Annotated in this window: 19 protein-coding genes; 3 read left to right on the top strand and 16 right to left on the bottom strand. The window is 70.7% G+C overall.

Features of this window, described 5'->3' with window-relative positions; all coding sequences use genetic code 11:
* Window positions 1-15 precede the first annotated feature (15 nt).
* From OHA17_RS02810 to OHA17_RS02860, 11 genes are all read right to left on the bottom strand, one after another.
* The gene (locus OHA17_RS02810) at window positions 16-1,215 is read right to left on the bottom strand and encodes an acetyl-CoA carboxylase biotin carboxylase subunit family protein (RefSeq protein ID WP_406503703.1); all 1,200 of its coding nucleotides are present in this window, start codon (window positions 1,213-1,215) and stop codon (window positions 16-18) included.
* Window positions 1,216-1,255: 40 nt separating this feature from the next.
* Window positions 1,256-2,275 carry a TauD/TfdA family dioxygenase gene (locus OHA17_RS02815; RefSeq protein ID WP_406503705.1) on the bottom strand — a complete coding sequence of 340 codons (1,020 nt, stop codon included), beginning with the start codon at window positions 2,273-2,275 and terminating at the stop codon, window positions 1,256-1,258.
* Between the two features lie 68 nt (window positions 2,276-2,343).
* The gene (locus OHA17_RS02820; RefSeq protein WP_406503707.1) at window positions 2,344-3,426 is read right to left on the bottom strand and encodes an aspartate kinase; all 1,083 of its coding nucleotides are present in this window, start codon (window positions 3,424-3,426) and stop codon (window positions 2,344-2,346) included.
* A complete protein-coding gene (locus tag OHA17_RS02825; protein WP_406503709.1) occupies window positions 3,426-4,463 on the bottom strand; it encodes an aspartate-semialdehyde dehydrogenase in 1,038 nt (345 codons plus the stop codon). Before OHA17_RS02825 ends, OHA17_RS02820 begins: the two co-directional genes overlap by 1 nt.
* Window positions 4,464-4,530: 67 nt before the next feature.
* Window positions 4,531-5,226, bottom strand: coding sequence for an HAD family hydrolase (locus OHA17_RS02830; protein ID WP_406503710.1), 696 nt, complete (start codon window positions 5,224-5,226; stop codon window positions 4,531-4,533).
* 32 nt (window positions 5,227-5,258) lie between these two features.
* Window positions 5,259-6,473, bottom strand: a complete 1,215-nt coding sequence (locus OHA17_RS02835; RefSeq protein ID WP_406503712.1) for an MFS transporter — start codon at window positions 6,471-6,473, stop codon at window positions 5,259-5,261.
* Window positions 6,474-6,490: 17 nt separating this feature from the next.
* Window positions 6,491-7,915 (bottom strand): diaminobutyrate--2-oxoglutarate transaminase family protein, encoded by a 1,425-nt coding sequence (locus tag OHA17_RS02840; protein WP_406503714.1) that lies wholly within the window; start codon window positions 7,913-7,915, stop codon window positions 6,491-6,493.
* Window positions 7,912-9,156 carry an MFS transporter gene (locus tag OHA17_RS02845; RefSeq protein ID WP_406503716.1) on the bottom strand — a complete coding sequence of 415 codons (1,245 nt, stop codon included), beginning with the start codon at window positions 9,154-9,156 and terminating at the stop codon, window positions 7,912-7,914. Before OHA17_RS02845 ends, OHA17_RS02840 begins: the two co-directional genes overlap by 4 nt.
* Window positions 9,134-10,384: an ATP-grasp domain-containing protein gene (locus OHA17_RS02850; RefSeq protein WP_406503718.1), complete on the bottom strand. Its 1,251-nt coding sequence runs from the start codon at window positions 10,382-10,384 to the stop codon at window positions 9,134-9,136. The genes OHA17_RS02845 and OHA17_RS02850 overlap by 23 nt, the downstream gene beginning before the upstream one ends.
* Window positions 10,377-11,633: an ATP-grasp domain-containing protein gene (locus OHA17_RS02855; protein ID WP_406503720.1), complete on the bottom strand. Its 1,257-nt coding sequence runs from the start codon at window positions 11,631-11,633 to the stop codon at window positions 10,377-10,379. The genes OHA17_RS02850 and OHA17_RS02855 overlap by 8 nt, the downstream gene beginning before the upstream one ends.
* Window positions 11,634-11,727: 94 nt before the next feature.
* Window positions 11,728-12,867, bottom strand: a complete 1,140-nt coding sequence (locus tag OHA17_RS02860; RefSeq protein ID WP_406503722.1) for a hypothetical protein — start codon at window positions 12,865-12,867, stop codon at window positions 11,728-11,730.
* A gap of 224 nt (window positions 12,868-13,091) precedes the next feature.
* On the opposite strand from OHA17_RS02860, the gene OHA17_RS02865 reads away from it, so the two are divergent.
* Window positions 13,092-13,544 carry a cobalamin B12-binding domain-containing protein gene (locus OHA17_RS02865; RefSeq protein ID WP_406503724.1) on the top strand — a complete coding sequence of 151 codons (453 nt, stop codon included), beginning with the start codon at window positions 13,092-13,094 and terminating at the stop codon, window positions 13,542-13,544.
* A 52-nt stretch (window positions 13,545-13,596) separates the two neighbouring features.
* Here the strand turns inward: OHA17_RS02865 and OHA17_RS02870 are convergent, their stop codons facing one another.
* Entirely contained in the window at window positions 13,597-14,544 is a 948-nt protein-coding gene (locus OHA17_RS02870) for a DMT family transporter (protein ID WP_406503726.1), read from the bottom strand.
* Window positions 14,545-14,841: 297 nt separating this feature from the next.
* Here OHA17_RS02870 and OHA17_RS02875 point away from each other — a divergent pair, with 297 nt between their 5' ends.
* Both OHA17_RS02875 and OHA17_RS02880 read left to right on the top strand, forming a co-directional pair.
* Window positions 14,842-15,897 carry a LuxR C-terminal-related transcriptional regulator gene (locus OHA17_RS02875; RefSeq protein ID WP_406503728.1) on the top strand — a complete coding sequence of 352 codons (1,056 nt, stop codon included), beginning with the start codon at window positions 14,842-14,844 and terminating at the stop codon, window positions 15,895-15,897.
* Window positions 15,898-15,917: 20 nt separating this feature from the next.
* Window positions 15,918-16,520, top strand: coding sequence for a helix-turn-helix domain-containing protein (locus tag OHA17_RS02880; RefSeq protein WP_053730176.1), 603 nt, complete (start codon window positions 15,918-15,920; stop codon window positions 16,518-16,520).
* Between the two features lie 87 nt (window positions 16,521-16,607).
* Here the strand turns inward: OHA17_RS02880 and OHA17_RS02885 are convergent, their stop codons facing one another.
* From OHA17_RS02885 to OHA17_RS02900, 4 genes are read right to left on the bottom strand one after another with little or no spacing between them, the layout of a single operon-like run.
* On the bottom strand, window positions 16,608-16,814 hold the full coding sequence (locus OHA17_RS02885) for a (2Fe-2S)-binding protein (protein WP_406503731.1): 207 nt from the start codon (window positions 16,812-16,814) through the stop codon (window positions 16,608-16,610).
* The gene (locus OHA17_RS02890) at window positions 16,798-18,522 is read right to left on the bottom strand and encodes an AMP-binding protein (RefSeq protein WP_406503733.1); all 1,725 of its coding nucleotides are present in this window, start codon (window positions 18,520-18,522) and stop codon (window positions 16,798-16,800) included. The genes OHA17_RS02885 and OHA17_RS02890 overlap by 17 nt, the downstream gene beginning before the upstream one ends.
* A 45-nt stretch (window positions 18,523-18,567) precedes the next feature.
* Window positions 18,568-20,574, bottom strand: a complete 2,007-nt coding sequence (locus tag OHA17_RS02895) for an FAD/NAD(P)-binding protein (protein ID WP_406503734.1) — start codon at window positions 20,572-20,574, stop codon at window positions 18,568-18,570.
* 30 nt (window positions 20,575-20,604) lie between these two features.
* Window positions 20,605-21,891 (bottom strand): methylaspartate mutase, encoded by a 1,287-nt coding sequence (locus OHA17_RS02900; protein ID WP_406503736.1) that lies wholly within the window; start codon window positions 21,889-21,891, stop codon window positions 20,605-20,607.
* Window positions 21,892-21,999: the final 108 nt, after the last annotated feature.

The following is a 21,999-nucleotide window of genomic DNA, read 5'->3' on the forward strand; positions in this document are numbered from 1 at the left end:
CGCCTCTCTCGAATGTCAATGGGACTGCTGCGCTTCAGTGGGACCGTCCGCGTCGAGCCGCGACATCAGCCATGCCTCGGCCTCGAAGAGGCGCCGCTCGACCTCCGCGGCGTCGGCGCCCCGCACGATCACGAAGCACAGATGGGACGCGCTGTAGAACGTCACCGCGTCCGGTGCGATCTGCTCGTTCACCTCGTAGTGGGTCACCCACGGGAACGGCGGCCTGCCGGGCAGCGACACGGGGCGGCCCTGCGGCAGGATCGAGACGGATCCGTGCACCTCGGCGGGCGGCGCGGTCGCCGGCGGGTCCACGGGCAGATCGCAGGACAGCCGCAGTGAGGCGGTGTGCAGATCCACCCCGTACGTGGCCCGGGTCAGCGCGGGAATGCGGTCGCCGCCGACGCGTGAGGCGATCTCGCACAGCACCAGCTCGTCGTGCGGCGTGTGGAACACCTCCAGGTGGTACGCGCTCGCGGGCGGGACGTCGAACGCGTCCAGCGTCCGGTCGAAGAACTCCTCCAGCCTCTTCGCGAAGGCGTCCTCCGGTCGCAGCTGCAACGATCCGTTGTTCTCTCCGGAGAACACGCCGAGACAACTGCGCAGATAGCGCGAGGAGGCCACGAAGCGGTAGCCGTCGCCCAACACCGCGTCGACGTGGTACATCTGCCCCTCGACGAAGTCCTCCACCATGAGGTCCTCGCGCCAGAGGGTCCTGCTGAACGCCACCAGGTCGTCCTCGCCGCGCAGCACCGAAATGTCGCGCGAGCCACCCTGTTTGACCGGCTTGACCACCACCGGATAGTCGAACTCCTCGATGAATTCGGTGAGCTCGACGAACGAATCCAGGCGGGCGAAGCGAGCCGTGGGTACGGTGCGGCTCGCGACCTCCTTCATCACCACCTTGTCGCGGAACGACAGGGCACTCTTCGCCGACTGCCCGGGAATTCCCAGGCTTTCGCGCATCCGCGCGGCCCGTTCCAGGTCGTATTCGTTGTCCGTGACGATGTGCGTGAACGGCTCTTCCCGGGCCAGCCGCCGGATCATGAGTTCCGGGTACGGAACGGCCTCGCAGTTCTCGACGTGTTCGTACCGCGCGAAGGACTCCGTGTTCTTCAGCTCGTGGTGGCTGAACACCTGGAGCCGGTCGACCAGTTCGGGGAGCATGGCCGCGTAGTCGAGTTTCGGACCGTAGTTGATGACTGCGACATTGCTCATGGGCTGTCGTCCTCCCGTGTGGGGCATGGGGCGTGATGCGTCAGTGGAGGCGGCGCACGCCGGGGGTGGTCCGGTGGCGGATGTCCCACTGGGTGCGGCGTACGTAGGCGCGCTGCAGCCAGCGGTCCCGGCCGTCGTAGCGCGCGGTGAACCGCGAACGGGCGTGCAGGCCCTTGCGGTTGTTGATGAGCAGCACTTCTCCCGGGCGCAGGAACACCTCGTGGGCGACCTCGCGGCAGACGCCCTGGAGCCGGTCGAGGGCCGAGCGCGCGGCGTCGTCCAGCGGGTGGACACCATTGGCGGCCGCCGACACCTCGGGACTGTGCTCGGGCCCGGCGATCATCGGCACCGGATCGGACAGCACGTCGACGCCGCCCGCGACATCGCGTACGTAACTGCCGGGCGCGTTCATACGGAACCGGGGGCTGCGCAGCGTCTCCAAGGTCGCCGGGTCGAGGGCGCGGGAGATGTCGCGTGCGTCCGCGTAGTAGGTGGCGGCCACGCCTTCGTGGTCGGCGCGCAGGCAGCTGAGGACGAGGAAGTCGGGGCTGGCGAGGTCGTAGCGGCCGCTCGCGTCGTGGACGATGTCGTTGTGGAAGTTGAGGAAGACGGACGACCCCTGGTTGGTCTGGGTCGTGGCGCCGCCCTTGACGGGGACGACGTCGTGCACCAACTGGCCGTTCTTCTCGGTGGCGAACCCGACCGGCTCGCCGATCAGTCCGCTCAGGCCGAGCAGCACCCCTTCCGCGACGAACGTGGCCTTGTCGAGGCTCGGCCCGCCGTCGGCCGGCGTGCCGGGCAGGACCGCGTCGACGGGTGCGTTGCGGACGTATCCGACGCCCGGGGTGTCGGGGTGCCGGCCGAAGTCCTGGATCTGCTGGAGCGTCCTGGTGGGCAGCTGGGCGAAGATCTGGAGGTAGCGGGCCATCGAATAGTCGATGTCGGCCACCGGGTCGTGGACGACGGCCAGTTGGGCGCCGAGCCGGTCGCGCACACTGTCCGGCAGGTCGATCTCGGCGAGCGTGGCGTCCTGGGCGACGGCGAGGTCGAGGGCGTTCATCTTCGTACTCCTTCCTGGAGCGGTTCAGGTCCGCGGCTGCTCGTCGGAGCCGCCGGGGGACGGTGTGGTCAGACCATCAAGGTCCGCCGGGCGGGGAGGTGGTCGTGCAGTTCCTGGGCCAGGCGCACGGCTTCGGCCTCGTCGGCCGCGACGTGCACCGTGGTGTGGCCGCCGCCGAGTTCGGTCACCGGGATGCCCGCGGGGCGTCCGGGCGCCAGCCCGTGTCGCCGTTCGCACGCCTCGTGGTCCACGTATCCGCCGATCACCGCGACACCCGGGCTGTCCTCGATGCGCAGCGCGGCCACGCCGTCCGAGCGGAACGCTGTGTGCGCCCGCTCCGCCGAGGGCTGGTCCGGATAACGGAGCACCACGGAACGGGAGTTGAGGATCACCGCGTCGGTCGGGGCGGCGTCGGCTTCGATGACCGTGCCGGAGGGGAAGGGGGCCGTGTTGCGGCGGCAGACGATCTTGACGCCGTGCTCGCGCGCCAAGCGTACGGAGCGGTCGTGCAGCACCTTGGCGCCGTGCCCAGACATCATGGTGGCGTCGTCGTAGGACACGTGCTCCAGGAGCCGGGTGCCGGTGATCAGGTTCGGGTCGCAGCTGTGGATGCCTGCGACGTCGGAGTGGATCTCGCAGGTGTCGGCGCCCAGGGCGACGGCCGCGGCGACGGCCGACAGGTCGGAGCTGTTCTTGCCGAGCCAGGTGGGCCGGCCGAGGTCGTCCACGGCCTGGCCGCCCGGGACGACGACCAGGTCGTGCTCGGCGAACGCGGCCCGCAGCGGTGCCGGGTCGATGCGGTCCAGGCGGGCCCACATGAAGGACTCGGCGGTCGTGAAGCCCGTCTGGTGCCCGGCCAGTACGGTGGCGCGCCGGCCCAGGTGGCGCAGCGCGGCCGTCAGGAGGTGGGCGCTGACCGTGTCGGCGAGGGTGAGCAGAGCGGAGGCGCACTCGTCCGCGGGGTGCGGGGCCACGGTGAGCAGTCGCTCGCGCAGGGCTTCGGTCTCGCCCGGCATGGCGCTCACCACGACGGCCAGCGGGCGTCCCTGGGTGTCGAGTCTTGCGGTGAGTTCCTCGGCCAACTCCCCGTAGGCTGAGGGGGATTGGAAGGTTGATCCGCCGAACTTGAGTACCGCGGGGGCGAGCGACATCACAGCACACCCCTGTCCTTGAGCGCCTCGGCGATCTGGATGGCGTTCAGGGCGGCGCCGATCCGCAGGTTGTCGGCGACCACCCACAGCCAGAGGCCGCGCGGGTCGTGCGGGGTGACGCGGATCCGTCCCACATGGACGTGGTCGGCGGCTCCGGCCGTGCGCGGCGTCGGGAAGGCTCCGACGACCTCCCGGTCGTGGACGACGACCTCGGGCAACTCGACGAGAGCGGCGACGAGTTCGGCCCGGTCCACGTCGTTGTCGCACTCGATCCACACGGCCTCGGAATGGCCGTTGACGACGGGGACGCGGACACAGGTGGTGGTCACGTCGAGGTGGGGAATGTCCAGGATCTTGCGGGACTCCCGCAGCATCTTCTGCTCCTCCATCGTGAACCCGGTGTCGAGGAGTTCGTCGATGAAGGGGATGACGTTGAAGGCGAGCCCCGGGGTGAACTCCTCGGCCGGGACCGGTGCTTCGGGGTCCGCGAGGACGATGCGGCTGCCCTCGGCGAGCTCGGCGATCCCGGAGTGTCCCCGCCCCGAGGCGGCCTGGTAGGTGCTCACCACGACGCGCCGGATGCCCCAGCGGTCCGCGATCGGACGCAGCAGTCTGACCAGGGGGATGGTGGAGCAGTTGGGGTTGGCGACGATGCCGCTGCCCGGCCGCTCGGCGAGCCGGTCGGCGTTCACCTGCGGGACCACCAGGGGTGTGTCGGGGTCCATTCGGAAGGCGTTGGTGTTGTCGATGACGAGGGCGCCCTGCGCCACGGCCGACGGCACCCATTTGGTGCTGACCGATCCGCCCGCGGAGAAGAAGGCGAGGTCGACGCCGGAGAAGTCGAAGGTGTCCAGGGACTGGACGCCGTACGGGCGTCCGTCGACGGTGAGCTCGCGGCCGGCGGAGCGCGCGGAGGCGACGAGGTGGATCTCCCGGTAGGCGAAGTTCCGCTCCTCGATGAGCCGGATCAAGGTGGTGCCCACGGCGCCGGTGGCGCCGACCAGAGCGATCCGGGGAGCGTTGGGGGTGAGGGGCATGGTCGGTCGTTCCTTTCCCGTACTTGGGGGGCCGCGCTCGCCCGGTCGGCGGGCGGCGCCGGGCGCGTCACAGCAGGTGTGCGAGTACGTCGCGGAGGCCTTCGGGCCGGTCGGCGACGGGCAGGGGCGCGACGAAGTGGACGGGCGAGCCGAGCGCCGCCGCCCCCGCGTCGGCCACCTTGTCGTCGCCGACCATGGCGACGTCGGCGCCCGCGAGCCCGAGTTGTTCGTGGGCGGCCTGGAAGAGGCGCGGATCGGGTTTGTCGAAGCCGTGCTCGAAGGAGAGCACGTACGCGTCGACGTACTGGTCCATGCCGTGGTGGCGCAGCACCGGCCGCAGGTCCCAGCCGATGTTGCTCACCACCGCGATGGCCACGCCGTGCCGGTGCAGGGTGTCGAGCACCTCCAGGGCGTCCGGGTAGGGCTGCCAGGCGGGGGCGGTCATGTGGCGTTCGTAGAGGGGGGTGATCAGCTCGGGCCAGGGCAGGCCCGCGGCACGCAGCAGCCCGGTGTACGCGGCGCGGTGCCGGACGACGTCGAGGTCCCGCTCGTGCCACAGGCGCAGCAGGGCCGGGTCCACGTCGCGCGGTGCGGGTCCGCCGGGCACCGCCCCGAAGTCCGTCAACTTTCCTGCCCAGTACCGCACTTCGGCCCCGCCGATGTCCCGGCCGGAGTCCGCCACGACGGCGCCGAGCCAGCTCTCGGCGTCTTCGAGGTGGAAGAGGGTGCAGTTGAAGTCGAACATGCAGCCCTTGACGGCCATGTGGTCTCCTTGGGTCCTGGCGCCGCGGTTGATCACGCGGGCGAGTGGTGTGCGGTCTTGCGGGCCCGGCGGGTCAGCTCCCCGAGCAGGGCCGCCGCCGCGGCGAGTGCGGCGATCGTGGTCATGGCCCGGGGCAGCCCGAACGCCTCGGCGAGGAACCCGATGGCGGGCGGGCCCAGGAGGATGCCGGAGTGTCCCAGCGTGGAGGCCACGACGACGCCGTGGGGGCCGCCGAGCGCGCCCGCGCGGCCGACGGCGGTCGGGAAGACGTTGGCCAGGCCCACGCCGGTCAGGGCGTACCCGAGGAACACCAGCCACAGCTCGGGCGTCAGGGCGGCCACCAGCATGCCGGTGGCGGCGAGCAGCCCGCCCGCTATCAGGACGGGTGACTCCCCGAGGCGTTCGAGCAGCCAGGTTCCCGACATCCGGGAGACCGTCATGAGCAGGGCGAACAGCGCGTATCCGGCGGCCGCCGTGCCCGGCCCGGTGCCGAGGTCGGTGGAGAGGTGCAGCGAGCCCCAGTCGGCCATCGCGCCCTCACCGAACGCGGTGCACAGGGTGATGAGTCCACACACCGCGATCAGCCGACGGGTCCGGGGCGACAGCGGTGCGCGCGGTGTCGGGTCGGTCGTGCCGGGGCGCGTCCCGGCGCCCGTGGGCAGCCCGGACGTGACCAGGACCCGGCCCGCTCCCAGGGTGACGGCGAGTCCGATCAGACTGAGGAGCAGCATGTGCGGGGACGGGCCGAGGTGGGGGGCGAGCAGTCCGCCGATGCCCGCGCCGGCCAGGGCGCCCGCGCTGTACGCGGCGTGGAAGGAGGGCAGGATCGGGCGCCGGATCGTCTCCGCGAGGTCCACCGCCGCCGCGTTGAAGGCGACGTTGAGGCCTCCGTAGCCGGCCCCGAACACCAGCAGGAACAGGCCGAGTTCGAGGGGCGAGCGGGCCAGCGGCGGCAGGATGATGGAGAGGGACAGGACCGTCGCCGTCACGATCGTGACCCGGGTGACCCCGAAACGGCGGCACAGCCGGCCCGTCATCAGCATGGTGGCGACGGTGCCCGCCGAAAGACCGAGCAGGGCGAGGCCGAGGGCTCCGGCGGAGGCGTCGATCTGCTGCTTGATGGCGGGGATGCGCACCACCCAGCCCGCGAACACGAAGCCGTCCAGGGCGAAGAAGAGGCTGATCGCCCAGCGCAGCCTGGTCACCGGCAGGTCGGCGACGGGCCGCTGGGCCGGCCCTGTCCGCATCACTTGCTCCATCGACATCACCTGTTTCCGTGCGGCGGCTCGTCGGCGAGTGCCGCCGCGAGGGCGTCGCGCAGGATGCGTCCGGCGATGTCGATCTCCTCGGCGGTGCAGTTCAGGGGCGGAAGCAGCCGCACCACGCCGTCGTCGCGGCCGCCCAGTTCGACGATCAGGCCGCGCAGCAGCGCCTCGCGCTGGACGCGCAGGGCGAGGGCCGAGGCGGGGCGGCCCGTGTCGGGGTCGGCGAGTTCCACGCCGACCATGAGCCCGAGGCCCCGGATGTCGGAGACCTGGGCGGTGAGGTCGCGCAGGCCTTCCAGGTGGGGTGCGAGCTGATCCGCGCGGGCTCGGACGTTGGCGAGCACGCCGTCGCGCCGCACGGCCTTCATGGTCGCGACACCGGCGGCGAACGCGGCCTGGTTGCCCCGGAAGGTGCCGCTGTGCGCGCCGGGCCGCCACACGTCGAGCTTCTCGTCGTAGAGGATGATCGCGGCCGGCAGGCCGACGCCGCTGAGGGCCTTGGAGGCGACGACGACGTCGGGAGTGATGCCGTACTGCTCGAACGCGAACCAGGTCCCGGTGCGCCCGCAGCCGCTCTGGACCTCGTCCACGATCAGGGGGATGTCCAGTCTCCGGGTCAACTCCCTTAGCCGCCGCACGAATTCACGGTCGGCGGGGATGACGCCGCCCTCGCCCTGTACGAGCTCCAGGACGACCGCCGCCGGCAGGGGGATGCCCCCGTTGGGGTCGGTGAGGGAACGCTCCAGGTATCCGGCGCAGTTGACCTCGCAGGAGTCCCGTCGCATGCCGAGCGGGCAGCGGTGGCAGTGCGCGTACGGGAAGAAGTGGACGCCCGGCATGCGGCCGGCGATGGGCGCCTTCTGCTCGACGAGTCCGGTCACGGACAGCGTGGCCAGGGTGCTGCCGTGGAAGCCGCCCTGGAAGGACACGATCTCCTCGCGTCCGGTGGCCGTCTTGCACAGCTTGAGGGCGGCCTCGACCGCGTTGGCGCCGGTCGGACCACAGAAGTGGATCTTCGTGCGGTCGCGCATCGCCTCGGGCAGCATGCCGAGCGTCAGGTCGGTGAACTCGTCCTTGACGGGCGTCGGGAAGTCCAGCCCATGGACCAGTTCGTCGAGTTGGCGATGCGCGGCGGCCAGCGGCTCGGGCGGGTTGTGGCCGAGCGGGAGCACCCCGGCGCCGCTCAGGAAGTCGAGGAAGACGTTGCCGTCGAGGTCCTCGACGTAGCTGCCCGCCGCCCTGCGGATCGCGATGGGCAGCCGACGGGGGTAGGTGCGGGCGTTGGACTCGCGTCGGCTCTGCCGTTCGAGCAGCTCCGCGCTGCGCGGTCCCGGCAGTTCGCCGGTCACCCGGGGGCGGGGCGGAAGGGGGGCCGCGTCGGCGCGCGGTTCGGGCTCGGCGAGGCCGACGGTCTGGCTGGTCATGATCCACTCCACTCGGACGGGGAGGCGGGAAGCGTCTTGAGGTCCCCGGGACGGGGGGCTGTCCGGGCCCGGGTCACCAGGGCGACGACAGCTGTGGCGATGAGGCCCTGAAGGGCGGCGTAGAGCCAGAAGTTCCCGGCCGCGCCGTCGGACTGGGCGTGTGCGAAGAGCTGGCCGCCGGCTATGCCGCTGGCGAAGGATCCGAAGCCGACGGCCATGCGCTGGCTCCCCACCGCGAGGGTGGGCCGGCCCGGGACGGCCTTGAGCGCCTCCAGGTCGTTCTTGAGGAAGATGACGGCCTCGCCCACACTGACCAGGACCGTGCCCACGAGGATGGCCACCAGGCCGTTCTGCGAGAAGGCGAGCAGTCCCACGGTGAGCGCCGGGAGGCCCACCACGACGGCCCGCTGATAGCTCACCCGGCCGATCCACCGGGCGGCCAGCGGCTGGCCGACGATGACGAGCACGCTGTTGATCACCAGGGCGAGGCTGTAGACGATCGCCGAATGCCCCGCGGTGATGAAGACCCCCAGGTAGTTCTGGAAGTACCAGTAGACGTAGGCGCTCACGAGGGCCACGAGGGCGGGCGGGGTGAGGAACGCCTTCGCCCACTCCCCTCGCCCGCCGTCCCCGGCCCGGCTGCCGGCCGTGAGACCCGGGAGCAGGGTCGCGTGCAGCACCGTCATGATCGCGAACAGCACGGTGACGACGGCGAAGACCAGGAACGGCAGCCGTACGACAAGGACACCGGCGATCATGGTGCCGAGCGCCATCCCGGTGTTCAGGGCGGAGTTGTTCACCGAGAGCAGCACCGGCCGGTGCTCGTCGGAGACCTCCCCGACGAGGTACGCCTTGTTGGCCGGGGAGTAGAGCGCGTCGCCGCAGGCGGCGAGGATCACGGCGACGACCGCGAGCCGTGCCGTGCTCAGGCCCGCCATGAAGAGCCCGAACCCGCAGGTGCGGATGGCCAGCCCGACCACCATGGCCGTCTTGAGGCCGATCCGCTCGGCGATCAGCCCGCCGGCCAGGCAGCCGGAGAAACTGAGGAACGACGTCGCTCCGAGCAGCAGGCCGACCGTGCCCATGGCCATGCCGAGCCGGTCGTGCAGCAGGATCGCCAGGTAGGGCAGCACCATGAAGCTGGCCAGCGGCATGAAGAACGACGTGGCGAGCAGGAACCGGAGGTTCGCGGGCAGCGCGGCAAGGCCCGCCCACAGCTCAGAACGACGGATGCCAGACATCGCCGTCCTCGAATTCGATCCAGTACGTCCGGGCGATCTCTTCCTTCGTGCGCTCGGCGGCCGCGCTGTCCGGCACGCACAGCCAGATCAGGCCCGGCCGCTTGGCGTTGTCGGCGACGGGCAGCGGCACTTCGCCGGGCCGCACGTTGATCTCGAAGTCGTCAACTCCCTTGATGTCTCGCAGGAGTTCGGGGTCGGCAGCGCGCAGGATCGGTTTGCGGGGCGGGATCAGCGAGAGCACCATCCCGATCGCGTGGGTCGGGGGCAGATGCGGCGAGGTCACCTGCTCGCCACCGGGCAGGAGGCTGCGCAGCACGGTGGCGATCTCGTCGACGCCGGTCGCGTGCTCGACCATGCGGAAGATGCGGTGCCCGCCGATGCGGGTCTGCGACTCGATGATCACCGGCCGGCCGTCGGAAGCGATCTTCACCTCGGTGTGGGTGAGCCCCCAGGTGTGCCCGATGGCGTCGAGGAAGGAGACGACGGTGTCGCTGATGTTCTGGATGTGCCGGTCGTAGGGGGCGGGCGGCGGCACGGAGATCTCGGTGATCGCGAGGTTCGGGTGCCCGGCCAGTCGGCACAGCGAGATCCCGGCGACGGCGTGCCGGCCGCCCAGCGTCACCGTCTCGACGCTGTAGAGCTCGTCACCGGCGATCAACTCCTCGGCCAGATAGCCGCCTTGCTGCCACATGTCCGCGTCGTTCAGTACGTCCTGCAGCTCGGCCTGGCTGAGGATCTGCCGTACGCCGACGCTGCCCGCGCCGGCGACGGGCTTGACGATCAGCGGAAGGCCGTGGCGGGCGTGGAACTTCGCGAGGCCTTCCGCGTTCTCCACCCGGGCCCAGCCGAGCGCCAGCCGGGGGTGGTCGGCGAGGATCTCGCGCATCCGGTCCTTGTAGCGAGTGGCGGCCACGGAGGCGAGCGACAGGCCCTTGATGCCGAGCGCGTCCGCGATCACGGCGGCGCTCTCCAGGCCGAACTCTCCGAAGGAGACCGCCGCGTGGAACGGCTGCTCGGCGTGCATGAGGCGGGCGGCCTGCAGACAGGCGACCGTCTGCTCGGCGGGTATCGCCCGGACATGACGGCACCGTGCGAGGACGTCGAGGTCGCGCGGGCCGAAGTCGGCGGTGTTCCCGATGAAGCTGACGTCGAACCCGAGCTCCAGGGCGCTCTCCACGACTCCGGCCCAGCCGCTGAGGACGAGCAGGTGAGGTGCGCGATCAGGCACGGCCTTCTCCTTCCGCTGTCCTCCGGTCCATCCGTACGCGCAGTTCGCCGGAGGCCGACAGCACGTTCTGCAGAGCGAGTTCGGCGGTCGCGCCGGTGGCGAGCAGCACGGCGACGCAGCCGTCCTGGTGCGCGGTGGTGCGGACGTCGGCTCCCACGGGCAGCGCCGGGTACAGAGCGGGACCGCCCGGGTGACCGGCCAGCGTCTCCTCGCCCTCGCACCCCTGGAAAGTCCCCGTGTGCGGGGCGTAGATCCGGGCGTGTGCCGCTCCCTGACGTACCGTCAGCGGAAGGTCCATGAGGGCCGGGCGGCGGCGCCGTACGAGATCGACGAAGGCGGCGTACACGTTGATGTCGAGCGCCCGGGAGATCTCCTCGCCGATCAGTGCGCCGCCGAGCCTGGGGTTGATCTCCACGAGCTCGAACCCGGTGTCCGTCATGATGAATTCGGTGTGGGCGAAGCCTTCCGTGTAGCCCACGGCCTTGAGGACCTGCTCGATCCAGTGGTCGACGTCCCGGGCCACGGCCGGCGGCAGCGCGACGGGGAAGGCGAGCGCCTCCTCGCGGAAGACCGGGGGCGCGGACAGGATGCGGCTGCTGACCCCGATGACGCGGGTGCGGCCCTGCCAGGTGAGCGTCTCGACGCTGAACAGCGGCCCGCGGAAGTAGGGTTCGGCGATCGCCCGGCCGCGCAGGTCGCTGCGCCGCACCTCGTCGAGTACGGCGGCGAGTTCGGCTTCGGTGCGGGCGAGCCACACGTGCTCGCTGCCGGTGCCCGCACTGTCCTTGACCACCAGGGGCAGTCCGAGGTCTGCGGCCAGGGTGGCGGCGTCGTCCGCCGGGGACAGCGGAGATCCGTCGGCGCGGGAAAGGCCGTGTTCGTACAGCCGCCTGCGCAACTGGGCCTTGTCGCGGACCAGCCGTACACTCGCGGGGTCCTGGCCCGGCAGGCCCAGGCGCTCGCGGACGGCGAGGGCGATCAGGCTCCAGGTGTCGGTGGTGCTGAGCAGGCCCGCCACATCACCGATGGCACGGACCTCGGCCTCGACGGCGGCGGTGTCGTGCGTGTCGACGTCGTGGACGACGAGATTCTCCGGGTGGCCCGCGGCGAATTCATGGGTGTATTCCGACCGGTCACCGCACAGGAGATGGACGGTCATGCCTTCTTCGGCCGCCGCGGCGGCGAGCCGGTTCAGGCCGAATTGCAGCCATTCCAGGGCAATGATGTTCCGGCCTGGTGGTGTTTTCACTGGGTTCTCCTTGACGGATTCCGGCGCCGCGGGCCAGGGGTGGGTGCGGCCGGTGAGGGTCGGCCGCACCGCACCGTTGTCGAGCCGATGGGTGTCAGACGGCGGCGACCGCGTGTTCCACCGCGGGAATTCCGAATGTGCGGTGTGCGGTGCGGGCCACGAGGAAGGAAATGTCGTCGTCGCTCAGGCCGTTGGCCTTGGCATTCTCGATGTGCGCGACCAGCGGGTGCGAACCGGCGGCGACCACGCCGTTCTCCTCGTACCACAGCCGGTTGTCGCCGGTGTGGTGCAGTGCCCGCCCGCCGAGCCGTGCGGAGTCGCACCGGTCCGTCATGATCATGGCGTTCCGCGGGCCCATCAGCTGGACAGCCCGGGTGGCCAGGGCCAGGTCCACGTGTTCGCCGTCGAAGTTGATGCAGGCGGCGATCCGGCCGTTGACGGCCTGCTTGATGATGGCGCCGGGTACCGGGCCCGCGACCTCGCTGATGTTGTCGAGCGTCCAGTTGGGCACGTCGTACGACGCGATGACCTCGTCGCGCTGGGCCCGGGCGCGCTCGGTGCGGAAGGCGTGCCGGATGTTGAGCGGCATGTCGTTGAAGAGGTGGTCGGTGGTGACCCGTACGCCGTTGCCCTTCCACTCCGAGGCGTAGGCGGTCTCCACGATGGCGTCCACCGTGGCGGCGCTGCGAGCCGGGTCGTCGCGGGTGAAGTGGCCGAGTGCCGGCCTGACCCCGTGGGCAAGGAGGGTCGGCACGATCCAGTCGAACCCGCTGTCCTTCAGGTGCGGTTCGTCCTGGAGCACCGACTCCGGCGAGAAGGCGTCCGGCGATACGACGGTGTAGACGAGGCCGTGGTCGCCGAGCGCGGCGAGCCGCTCCCACTCCGCGCGGCTGGGCGCCCACACCGTGGACTGGGGCGTTCCGCCGCGGTGCGAGAGCAGCGGGCCTTCGAGCGCCACGCCGGGTATGTGCGGGAGCAGCCCGTCGGCGCGCTTGGCGGCGTAGCGGCGCATGAACGCCTCGAACTCGGTGAGCCGGTCCCGGTGCAGATACATCGTCGGCAGGGCGAGGACGCCCTCGCCGGCGCACCACATGTCCAGGCGGTCGAGGTCGACGCGGGTGAAGTCGGAGAAGTCCACGTCCCCGAAGCCGTGGCAGTGGACCTCCACCGGACGCATGCCCCGCTCGTCGAGGGAAAAGGGCTGCGGGCCGGAAGGAATTTCTGTAGAGCTCATCTCGATATCGCTCCCTACGATTTCGGGAAGGCCGCCGGACCAAGTCTCCGGAAGCGCTTGCTGATTGAGATCCCATTGCGTTCCTGCCCATCGATTCTGTCGGGTCGCAGCCCGCCGGACCAAGGGCACTTACCTGCACTGCAACAAGCTGAGGTCGCAGTGGGTCATGGGCAGTCCCCTATGCTCGTGCCGCCCGGAAGACAAAATCTGAGGGAGTCGCTCCGATGCCCCAACTGGCAAACGGTTCTGAATGCCGCGTACTCGTATCCAGTATTTCTTCGGACTCGCACACCTGGAACCTGGTCTACCTTCAGCTCCTGCTGGAGGAGATCGGGCACGAGGTGCGGAACATAGGCGCTTGCACGCCCGACGAGCTGATAGTCGAGGAATGCCGTCGCTTCCTGCCCCATCTCGTCGTCATCAGCAGCGTGAACGGCCACGGCGCCCTCGACGGGCACCGCCTCATCACGCGCATCCGAGCCGAACCCGGCCTGGAGTCGCTGCCCGTGGTGATCGGCGGCAAGCTCGGCACCGAGGGCGGCGCCGCCGGTACGTACGGGCCCGGGCTGCTCGCGGCGGGCTTCACCGCGGTCTTCGAGGACGGTTGCTCGATCGAGGACTTCCGCGAGTACGCGCGGTCCCTCGCGCCGTCCGCGCTGACGGTCGCGCACAGCTGACACATCCGCGTTCCGAGCCGGTGGCGCCCCCGTTCGCCGGGGGACCACCGGCTCATCCGCGTACCCGGTTGGCGAGCAGTGTGCCGGCGGTGGCGAGCACGAGGCCGCCGAGCGTGAGCGGGCCGAGGTGCTGCCCGAGCATGAGCGCGGCCAGGCCGGCGGTGACCATCGGCACCAGATAGAAGAGGCTGCTCACCTGGCTCGTCCCGTGGCGCTGGAGCAGGCCGTAGAGCAGCCCCACGCCGACGATGGAGTTCACGAGGGCCGCCCACAGCAGGGCCGGCCAGTACCCGGCGGTGAAGGTGACGTCGAACCCTTCCACGAGGAACGCCGGCACCAGCGCTGCCAGGGCCGCGGCGAGCAGTTGGACCGCGTTGCCCATCACGGGCTCCATGCCCGCGCAGAAGCGCCGCTGGTAGACGGTCCCGAGCGAGATGCCGAGCAGACCGAGGACGAGGAAGGCGATGCCGACCAGGTGATCGCCGCCGAGGGTGAGGCTCTCGGAGACGGCGAGGACGACCCCGCCGAGACCGAGGCACAGCCCGAAGTACTGCCCACGGGTGACCCGTTCATGGAGCACGGGTACGGCGATGAGCGAGGCGACCAGCGGGTACAGCGCGATGACCAGCGCGGCGAGACCGGAGGGCACCCCGCGGTCCATGCCGACGTAGATGCTGGAGAACTGCACTCCCTGGACGAGCATGCCGGCCACCACCAGATGGCCCAACTGCCTTCCCCTGGGCCATTTCTGACGGAAAATCAGCCCGAGTGCGAGGAGCACACCGCCCGCCAGCGCGAAGCGCAGCCCGGCGAAGGTGTAGGGGGACGAGTGGCGCAGGCCGAACTTTCCGGAGATGAAGCCGGAGCTCCACACCACCACCAGGGCCACCCGGGCGACCAGATCGCGGCCGCCCCGTGCGCCCTTTTCGGCTGGGGCGGCGCTCGCGGCTTGGGGCAGTAATCGGGTCCCGTCCGACGTCGCGGTCAGGTTCACGCGCATGGCATCTCCCGGCGCTCTGTGACGCTCCGCGGCCCGCCGTCGGTTCGGTTCGCCGGGGCGGAGCGTCTGTGCTTTAAAAAGCACGCTAATGCAAGATACTGTCCGTCGCACGCCGTCGGGGCCCTTCCTGCATCAAGCTGCACGCCGACGGGCAAAGCATAGAGAGCTCTATTTTTTTCGTTGCATCCAGCACGTTCGTACGGTATTTTGCACATGGGTCGACGACGTGCCTTGTGCGCTCCGCGCCAGGCCGCCGCCCCGAGCACCTCACTGCCGGGAACACGACATGGGGGACCGATGAACGCAGACCTTGATCCACAGCCAGCGCACCAGTTAGCCGAAGCGCAAGATCAGGAAGAGCTCTACCAGCTCGCGGTCAGCGTGCAGGCGCTGAGCGTGGCCCAGGCCGCCGAGACACTCGGCTGGGACACCGCCCGCGCCTCCCGCGCCCTCCATCTGCTGGTCAACGCACGGCTGTTGCAGCCGTCGTCCGGCACTTCCGACATCTTCCTGCCCGTCGCGCCGAAGGCCGCGGCCCTGCGCCGGCTCGCTCCGCTGCAACAGCAGATCGAGCGCATGGAGCGCCGCTCGGAGCAGATCCGCGACGAACTCGCGGGCTTCCACCGGGTCCACGAACGGGCCGTGCGCAGCGCGGACGCCTCCGACGGCTGCCAACCCGTGACAGGCGTGAACGCCATCCGCGACTGGCTCATGACGTCCGCCATGAGGTGCCGCCACGAGATCCTCCTCGCCCAACCCGGTGACGGCTGGCGGGCCGACAGCACCCTCCTCGAAATGACGGAGCCCCTCGCCTCGCTCCTTGAACGCGGCGTCAAGGTACGGACGATCCATCAGCACACCGCCCGCTACGACACGGCGACCCGCAGAGGCGTGGCGCGCGCCGTGGACGGAGGTGGCGAGGCGCGCACGTCGAGCGGTCCCCTCTCCCAGATGGTGGTCTTCGACCGGGAAACCGCGCTGATTCCCGGCGACGACGGGCAGAGCGCCGTGGCCGTCTCCCAGCCCGGCATCGTGCACTTCACGACGGAGGTGTTCGAGCAGACGTGGATGGCGGCGATGCCCTTCGACGGCCAGATCCGCGCGGCCCAGGCCGGCGAGCTGCTCACCGGCATGCGCCGGACCATCATCGTGCTCCTCGCGGAGGGACAGACCGACGCGATGATCGCGCGGCGCATCGGGGTCAGCGTGCGCACCTGCCGCAACCACATCGCCAAGATCTACCAGGAGCTCGGCGCACAGAGCCGTTTTCAACTCGGCGTCCTCGTCACCCGGTCCGGCCTGCTCGGCCCGGCCGAGGACGCTGCCCCCTGCTCCACGCTGGTCAGAGCCTGACGCTTCTCTAGGATGCACCCATGAGCAATCCCCCGCCGTCGGAACCCGCCCCCGACCAGGCAGCCCGCGACCCCGAGCTGGGCTTCCCGCGCCCGGGCGAGGTGCTCCGCCGCCTCCGTACCCACAAGGACATGTCCTTGCGTCAGGTCGCGGCCGAGTGCGGCCTTTCGGTGTCGTTCCTCGCCGCGCTGGAGCGTGGCGAGACCGACATCGCCCTGGAGCGGCTCGGCCGCCTGGCCAAGGTCTTCGGGCACGACGTGGGATCGTTCCTGGGGTTCTCACGGGGACGCTCCATCCCCTCCGTCTTTCCCGCGAAGGACCAGGAGTCGTTCGACCGGGCCCCGGGTGTGCGTTATCGCGTGCTGCGCGTGCCCGAGCTCGGGTACCAGGTCCTCACCGCCGACTTCGAGCCGCACTCGGGTCTCCTGGAGGAGCTGCAGCACGAGGGTTCCGATCTCATCGTGATGACGGAGGGCACCGTGATCGCCCGGTACAACGGCAGCGACCACGAACTGCGGGCGGGCGACTGTGCGCAGTGGTCGGCCGGCTATCCGCACAGCTTCCGCAACGACACCGACGAGCCGGCCCGGTTCGTGGCCGTGCTCTTCTCCAGCCTCTACTGACCCGGCCCGGTGGGACGGGCAGCGCGCACGCCGAAGGGGTGCCCAGGCGGAAACCGCCCGGCACCCCCAAGGAGACGTTCACGCGCGTCAGGCGCCGTGGTCACCGCCGGTCCGCTCGGCTATCAGGTCCTCTATGTCGACGGTGCAGTCACCGCATCCGCTGCTCGCCTCCGTCATGTCACGTACGGACGAGACGTCGTGCGCACCGCCGTCGACCGCGGTGAGCACCTCGCCCTCGGTGATGTGCGCGCACAGGCACAGCAGGGCGTCCGTCGGCTCAGCCCGGGTTCCCATGAAGGGCTCCTTCCGCCTCGACCGGCGCCAGCCGGTGGACCATCTCCTCGGCCTGCGGGCGCTCGCGCAGCGCCGCTCGGCGGATCTTGCCGGAGGCGGTCACGGGCAGCCGGTCGATGAACTCCACGACCTTCACCCACTTCTCGCGCGGCAGCTCACCGGCCTGGAAACGGTGGATCCCGGCCGCCGTCGAAGCGTCCGGCGCCTGCCCCCGGGCGGGGACGACGAAGGCCTTGGGCTCCCACAGCCCGACCGGGTGCGGGACCGCGATCACCGCCGCCTCGGCCACCAACTCGCTTCCAAGGAGGGAGCGTTCGAGCTCCAGCGGTGAGATGCGGTGGTCGAAGGACTTGAACATGTCGTCGGCGCGGCTCACATAGCCGTACGAGCCGCCCTCGTGACGCACCATCAGATCGCCCGTGTGGTAGACGCCGCCCGCGAACGCCTTGGCAGTACGGTCGTCGTCGCCCGCGTAGCCCGTCATCATTCCGGCGGGGCGCGGGGCGAGGCTGACGCACAGTTCGCCGGGGACGCCGTCGGGCACCTCTTTGCCCGTCTGCTGGTCGATGAGCACCAGGTCGTAGCCCGGCAGCGCCCAGCCCACCCGGCCTGGCGCCGGGGTCCGGCCCGGCGGGCTGCCGATCTGGGCGGTGGTCTCCGTCTGCCCGAAGCCGTCCCGCACCGGCATGTCCCACGCCTCGCGAACGGCCTCGCCGAGCGCCGGCTCCAGCGGCTCGCCGACGGCGGCGGCCTCTCTGAGCTGCGGGGGCCGCTCCCCCAGGCCGTCGCGCACCATGCCCCGCCACACGGTGGGCGGCGCGCACAGGGTCGTCACGCCCCGGGTGCGCAGCATGTCGAACACCGCGCCGGGTCCGGGCCGTGGGTCCGACGAGGCGACGACGGTGGCCTCCGCGTTCCACGGGACGAAGAACGAACTCCAGGCGTGCTTGGCCCAGCCGGGCGCCGACACGTTCAGGTGGACGTCACCGGGCCGCACCCCGTTCCAGTACATCCCGGACAGGTGGCCGACCGGGTAGCTGAGGTGGGTGTGCGCCACCATCTTGGGTCGTGAGGTGGTACCCGAGGTGAAGTAGCAGAACAGCGGGTCGTCCGCCATGGACCAGCCGTCCTGGCTGAACTCCCGTGCGCCGCCCAGGGATTCGTCGTAGCCGATCCAGCCGGGGCTCCGCTCCCCCACCGCGATCCGGGTCCACTCCCCCGGCACCGACGCGAAGCGGTCGGTGAGCGCGGAGTCGGCCACGACGTGCCGGATGCCGGCGCGCCGGACGCGGTCGGTCAGGTCGGCGGGCGTGGCGGTCGTGTAGGTCGGCACGACGACCGCGCCGAGTTTGATGGCCGCGAGCAGGACCTCCCACAGCTCCACCCGGTTGTCGAGCAGCAGCAGGATCGGATCCTTGCGGCGCACCCCCAACACCCGTAGCCAGGACGCCACTTGGTCGGACCGGCGGGCCATGGCGTCGAAGGAGTACGTGGTGTCGTGCGCGGCGCCGGAGGCCTCCGCGATGAGCAGGGCCGGGCGGTGGTTGTCGCGGGCTATGACGTCGAACCAGTCGAGTGCCCAGTTGAACCGCTCGGGGCGAGGCCATCGAAAGGCCCGGCGCGCGGCGTCCAGGTCGTCGTGGTGGTGCAGCAGGACGTCACGGGCCTCCCTGAACGCCTTGGTGGCTGCTGATTCCTTTTCGGTCATGAGGGGTCAAAACCTTTCGGGTCGTCGGTCGTGGGGCGGCGGGCACTAGCCGAGCGAGGGGACCTTGCGGCCGGCCAGGACGGCCTCGTGCCGGCTCTCCGCGCGGGCGGCCGTCGTCGCCTCGGCCTGCGCCATCACCTCGGCGCGCTGGGCCATGACGTCGCGCGCGACGGCCTCACCGACCTTGGTGAAGTCGGTGGCCAGGCCCGGGCGGCTGTTGCCGATCTGGGTGAACCAGCGCACGTGCTCGGTGGGGACGCCGAGGGCGTAGAGCCCGGGGTGGACCCGGCCCTCGCCGTCCAGGGCCCGGAAGGTGCCCTCGGCGATGTCCAGGCCGCCGGTGGGGAAGGAAGTGCCGGACGCCGGGTCGACGTTGACGAACTCGCGGATCAGCCCGTCCGCGAGCAGTTGCCGCGTCAGCGGGGAGACGTCGCTGTGCAGGCTCGGCCGCGGGATGCGCGCGTCGATCAGCACCTCGGCGTGGACGGCCGACCCGGCCACCTGGGGCGAGCGCACCACGAAGCATCCCGCCTCCGCATCGGTGGTGAACTCCGTCGCGGGACCGGCGACTTCGACGGTGCCCGCCGCCATGAGGGCCATGAGCTGTTGCGCGCGGGCCATGGGCGGGCCCGCCGACAGCAGGGCGTTGACGGGCACGTAGTCGTTCAGGAAGTCGTCCCGGTGGGAGTGCGGCCGCAGCCCTCCGTAGTCGATCGCCCAGCGGAGCACCCCGCGCAGGTCACGCAGGGTGTCGAGGGCTGCCTTCAACGGGCCGTCCAGCGTGCCCAGTTCGGCCTCGTCGAGGTCGGCGCGCATGACCTCCAGGAGCCGCTCGCGCCAGGCGTCCCGCGTGTCGAAGTGCTCCTTGGCGAACGGCCTCGCCAGCGCCCACAGGTCGAGCGGCAAAAGGTCGTCGAGCCCGGCGATCGACAGCAGGGCGGCCTCGCCGTGGCCGGTGCGCAGAGCCGTCGTGTAGCGGCGCCCGAAGTCCAGGGCCGCGGCTTCGCCGGAGGTCGCCCGCACCCGGGTGGTGTAGTACACGTGCCTGATCTCGTCGAGGACGAGCGGCAGGATGTCCTCGTTGAAGTCGAGGAGGCCGCTGCCCGACTCGGCCTCCCGGCGCGCCCGGATCGCGGTGAGCCGTTCCTTGGTCAGGAAGAGCGACTCGTGCACATGGTTCGGGGCCTTCTGGTTGCGGCCGCGCGGCGGGATCGGCAGTCCGCTGCGTGACCCGGCGACGATGCGCGGTTCGCGCCCGCTGGGCAGATAGCGCAGCCGCCCGTCGCCATCGCCACAGAAGCTGCCGCCCCGGCCGACGGTCAGGGACAGGAGCACGTCGTAGAAGGAGAGCCCGAGCCCCCGGACCGCCACCGTCGATCCGGGCCGCACCACATCGAGGTCCAGGTCGGCCGCCGAGTCGCCGCGCAGATAGCTGACCTCGGGGTGCGCGTCGGCGAAGTCGAGCATCTCCTGGTCGAAGGGTTCCGGGTCGTTCCTGGGATGCCCGGTGGCCAGCACGACCTTGTGCACGGGCAGTTCCCGGTCCCCGTCCAGGGTGAGGACGTAGTCCCCAGCGCGGCCGGGACGGATCGAGGTGACACCGGCGACCAACGGAATCATCCGTACATGGGAAGGCAGTTCGTCGGTGATGGTGCGGTAGACGTAACGGAGGTAGCGCCCGTAGTCGCGCCGGGAGGCGAAGTCGTCCTCGTCCACGGTCACTTGGCCGTCCGGTGCGGGGTGCTGGTCGGCGAGCCACTGGCCCAGGGAGGGGCCGGCGCCGGGGCGCGCGACGCCGCCGTCGGGGTCGCCGGAGAACATGGTGACCTGTCCGATCACCGTGTTCATCGTGAACCAGTCGTCCTGGTCGGTCCGCCAGATGCGGCCCGCTCCCACCTCGACGGCGTCGATGGCGTAGATCCGGACCGGTCGGCGGTCGGCGGTGTCCCGCATGAGGTGGACGGCGAGACGTTCGAGTACGGAGATGCCACGTGGGCCGGTGCCCACGACGGCGATGGTGTAGGGGGTGGCTGTGGATACAGCTGTGTTCAAGGGACTCTCCTTGGTGTTCAGGACGGGTCGCTATTGGGGGTGCAGCTGGTCGGCGCGGTCGAAGGTGTACTGGACGTGCGAGAGCATTCGCAGGAAGCCGTCCGCGTCGAGGGCGCCGCGCCCGGCCTTCGCCGGCCGCAGGGGCATGGCGCCGGTGGAGGACCACTGCAGGCGGCCGTCCCCGTCGATGAAGCTGCGGGCCCGCTGCGCGTTGTCGGCGTGCAGGCAGTACGGCACGTCCAGGTAGCCGCGGGCGAAGGCCGTGACGAGGGCCCGGCCGATGTCGCCGTCCAGTTCGAGGACCGCGTCGATCAGGGTGCGGGCCTCGTCGTACACCCCGTCGTCGGCGGCTGCGACGTGGGGTGCCGGACGCCGGTTCTCGTCGGCGGCCGCTTCGGCCGCCGTCACCAGGGCCCGCAGGTTGTCGTCCACGGTGGGGATCCGGTGACCCTCGGCCTCGGTCTTGACGATGAGGCGCTCGACGCCGCTTCGGGCGGCCAACGTCGCGCTGTGACGCAGGAGTTCGCGGGCGCCGTGCGGGGTGCGGGGGTAGACGCCCATGTACGTGTAGAGGACGAGGTGCCAGTCGGTGCCGCCCAGGTACTCCCCGGCGAGCCGGCGCAGCGCCGCGAGCGCGGCCGCGTCCTGCTGGAAGTCGGTCTGCTGGGTGTAGCTCAGTGAGAGGTCTCGGATTCCGTGCTGGGCGAAGAAGGCACCTTCCAGGACGGACAGGGCCACGAGCAGGGCCGGCGGGCACAGTTGGCCGAGCATGCAGCCGCCGAAGCTCTCCAGGTGGGCGCTCGGCGACCGCTCGGCGAGCAGCTCGCAGCAGCGCGCCCACTCCTGCACGGAGCGGGCCAGCGGGGTGCGGCCGTAGGGCAGGCAGTACGAGACGGGGCCGCCCTCGGTCGCGTCCAGGCCGGAGTCGAGCAGGGCCCGGAAGATGTCGAGCGGCAGCGCCGAGCCGTGCCGCACCTGCACGGCGAAGTCGCCGCCCAGGCCCTCGACCAGGGCGCGGGTGATCTGCGCGCCGTGCGCGACGATCGGATATCCGTTGAGGTTCTCCTCTTCGTCGAGGGCCTGGCGGGCCGCTCGGTGGTCGCCGACCCGGGTGTAACTGTCCAGGGTGATGGTGCCGACGGCACGAATCGGAAGGTCGCGCACCTTGTCCAGGAATTGGCGCATCGTCCTGGGGTTCGCGGTTCCCATGCGTGGCTGAACGATCAATTCGCCTTTCGCTCTCGCCCGCGCCACGACGGTGCGAAAGGGAGCCGTTCCCGCCGGCTCGAACGTTGCGATGGACTGAGACGTATCCATGGATGATTCGACTCCCGCGAGAATACGATGCACTCCGGCAGAGTTTTCGAATGGCTCACCGTTGGCAGCATAGGCCCCCTCTGCACCTCGCTCTCCTTCAGCTTGCTG

Source organism: Streptomyces sp. NBC_00212, assembly GCF_045206365.1.
Classification (GTDB): domain Bacteria; phylum Actinomycetota; class Actinomycetes; order Streptomycetales; family Streptomycetaceae; genus Streptomyces.

What these genes read in the sequence shown, in the direction of transcription:
- OHA17_RS02810 (WP_406503703.1), bottom strand. Translation starts at nt 1,215, where the DNA reads ATGAGCAATGTCGCAGTCATCAACTACGGTCCGAAACTCGACTACGCG.
- OHA17_RS02815 (WP_406503705.1), bottom strand. Translation starts at nt 2,275, where the DNA reads ATGAACGCCCTCGACCTCGCCGTCGCCCAGGACGCCACGCTCGCCGAG.
- OHA17_RS02820 (WP_406503707.1), bottom strand. Translation starts at nt 3,426, where the DNA reads ATGTCGCTCGCCCCCGCGGTACTCAAGTTCGGCGGATCAACCTTCCAA.
- OHA17_RS02825 (WP_406503709.1), bottom strand. Translation starts at nt 4,463, where the DNA reads ATGCCCCTCACCCCCAACGCTCCCCGGATCGCTCTGGTCGGCGCCACC.
- OHA17_RS02830 (WP_406503710.1), bottom strand. Translation starts at nt 5,226, where the DNA reads ATGGCCGTCAAGGGCTGCATGTTCGACTTCAACTGCACCCTCTTCCAC.
- OHA17_RS02835 (WP_406503712.1), bottom strand. Translation starts at nt 6,473, where the DNA reads ATGCGGACAGGGCCGGCCCAGCGGCCCGTCGCCGACCTGCCGGTGACC.
- OHA17_RS02840 (WP_406503714.1), bottom strand. Translation starts at nt 7,915, where the DNA reads ATGACCAGCCAGACCGTCGGCCTCGCCGAGCCCGAACCGCGCGCCGAC.
- OHA17_RS02845 (WP_406503716.1), bottom strand. Translation starts at nt 9,156, where the DNA reads ATGTCTGGCATCCGTCGTTCTGAGCTGTGGGCGGGCCTTGCCGCGCTG.
- OHA17_RS02860 (WP_406503722.1), bottom strand. Translation starts at nt 12,867, where the DNA reads ATGAGCTCTACAGAAATTCCTTCCGGCCCGCAGCCCTTTTCCCTCGAC.
- OHA17_RS02865 (WP_406503724.1), top strand. Translation starts at nt 13,092, where the DNA reads ATGCCCCAACTGGCAAACGGTTCTGAATGCCGCGTACTCGTATCCAGT.
- OHA17_RS02870 (WP_406503726.1), bottom strand. Translation starts at nt 14,544, where the DNA reads ATGCGCGTGAACCTGACCGCGACGTCGGACGGGACCCGATTACTGCCC.
- OHA17_RS02875 (WP_406503728.1), top strand. Translation starts at nt 14,842, where the DNA reads ATGAACGCAGACCTTGATCCACAGCCAGCGCACCAGTTAGCCGAAGCG.
- OHA17_RS02880 (WP_053730176.1), top strand. Translation starts at nt 15,918, where the DNA reads ATGAGCAATCCCCCGCCGTCGGAACCCGCCCCCGACCAGGCAGCCCGC.
- OHA17_RS02885 (WP_406503731.1), bottom strand. Translation starts at nt 16,814, where the DNA reads ATGGGAACCCGGGCTGAGCCGACGGACGCCCTGCTGTGCCTGTGCGCG.
- OHA17_RS02890 (WP_406503733.1), bottom strand. Translation starts at nt 18,522, where the DNA reads ATGACCGAAAAGGAATCAGCAGCCACCAAGGCGTTCAGGGAGGCCCGT.
- OHA17_RS02900 (WP_406503736.1), bottom strand. Translation starts at nt 21,891, where the DNA reads ATGGATACGTCTCAGTCCATCGCAACGTTCGAGCCGGCGGGAACGGCT.